Source organism: Coleofasciculus sp., assembly GCF_046565525.1.
Taxonomy (GTDB): domain Bacteria; phylum Cyanobacteriota; class Cyanobacteriia; order Cyanobacteriales; family Coleofasciculaceae; genus Coleofasciculus.
In genome coordinates this window covers 1-1,644 of the sequence record NZ_JBKHUP010000244.1, presented here as the reverse complement: position 1 = coordinate 1,644, position 1,644 = coordinate 1, and the positions used below count along the sequence as shown (strand labels likewise).

Annotated in this window: 1 pseudogene; it reads left to right on the top strand. The window is 51.5% G+C overall.

The features are described 5' to 3' along the window. Positions 1-1,644 (top strand): annotated as a pseudogene (locus tag ACLGGO_RS35500) (hypothetical protein); the annotation flags it as partial.

Sequence of the window (1,644 nt, the reverse complement as noted above, 5' to 3'; positions counted from 1 at the left end):
TGTAGATAAGAATTCCCCGCCACTTCCGGCTAAAGAACTTCCACCGCCTAATGCTCAAACAGCCACAGGTGCAGAATTCCAGCTAACGGAAACTTCACCAGATGTTGCACAAGACAAGGTGGATAAGCCGTTAGTCACAGAGACAGAGACTCAAGCGGTACAAAAACCTGCTCCTGTTGAACCCCAATCGTCGAATCAATCCCAAGGGAAAATCGAGCCACCTCCTCAACCCGCACCCGCCACAGACGCGAAACCGGAAACACAAGGTACTGAAACTCAACCCGAAGTTGCGCCAGCGCCAAAACCTGAAGTCACCACACCCAAAGCACAAGATAATTCAACTGAATCCCCAGCTACCCCAGCGCCCACAAAAGAACCTAAACCAGAGACAGAAGGTACTGCGCCTCAACCCGAAGCTGAATCTGCACCGACTGAACCTGTAGCCGAACCAGAGTCAAAACCCTCAGAACCCCCTATCGCTGAACCGAATCAGAAAATATCTAAACCTGAATCCTCCGAGATTGAGTCAAAAACAGAACCCACACCGGAACAGTTAACGGAAACGGCGTCACTCACTCCAACCAACCAGGAAAACGCCCAAACTTCAGATAGTTCTCCAAATACTGAAGCAGCAGCGAAGGAAACCCCCGCCACAGCAACGCCAGAGAAAGCGGAATCCCCCTCTTTAACGGAAGCTTGGCAAATGGCGCAAGCCCAAGTCACCAATGATGAAGCGTCAGCGCCGGAACCAACACCTGGGGATGGGGATTTGAAGACAACCCTGGAAACGGCATTACAATCGGCACAAGCGCAAATAGCCGCCATTCAGACACCGGAAAAGCCACCAGAAGCCGAGCCAATTTCTCAGGCGATCGCACCCGCTGTGAAAAGCCCTGAACCTAAGGCTGCACCTGCATCTCAGGGTAAGGGAGAACTACAGAAACCGTCAGATACAGAGGCTAAATCCTCAGCGACGCCAGCACAGGTGTCTCAGACGCCGGAATCTGCTAAACCCCAGCCTGTATCGGAATCGCCTCAGACGGAAAAGCAACCCGAACAATTGACGGCGAAGGGAGACAAGACTCAGGAAACGCCAACGCCTAAATCACCCGAATCAGAAACCGTAGCCGGAGGAGATGCGATCGCGAAGTCGTTGGATACTCAGGATAAGCCCGGTGTCGAAGTTTCTCAACCCAGTGAACCTGATACCATTCAACGCGCCTGTGCTGCTTGTGAACAAGACAAAGAAGAGGAGACAGTACAACCCTTACTGATTCAGCGTCAACCGATAGGAATCAGCCCTACCTCTGACTCCCAAGCAACCATTATTCAGGCAAAACTAGAAAATCCGATTGAATGGGCGCGAGGGATTTTAGACGGCTTGCGGGGGGATGCGTCGGCGAAGCAGAGTGAACTTCAGGGAGATGCGGCGGAGAAACAATCAGGGGTTAATCGTCAGGCGCAGGGTAAGAGTGTAGAAATAGATAGTCAGGGGAAAGGGAAAGCCTCTGAGGTTGATGCAGAGGGGAAAAATAAAGGCTCAGAACTTGATGCCGATAGTCAATCAAAAGCCTCTGAAGTTGATGCGGAGGGGAAAAATAAAGGCTCAGAACTTGATGCCGATAGTCAAGCCAAAGCCTCTGA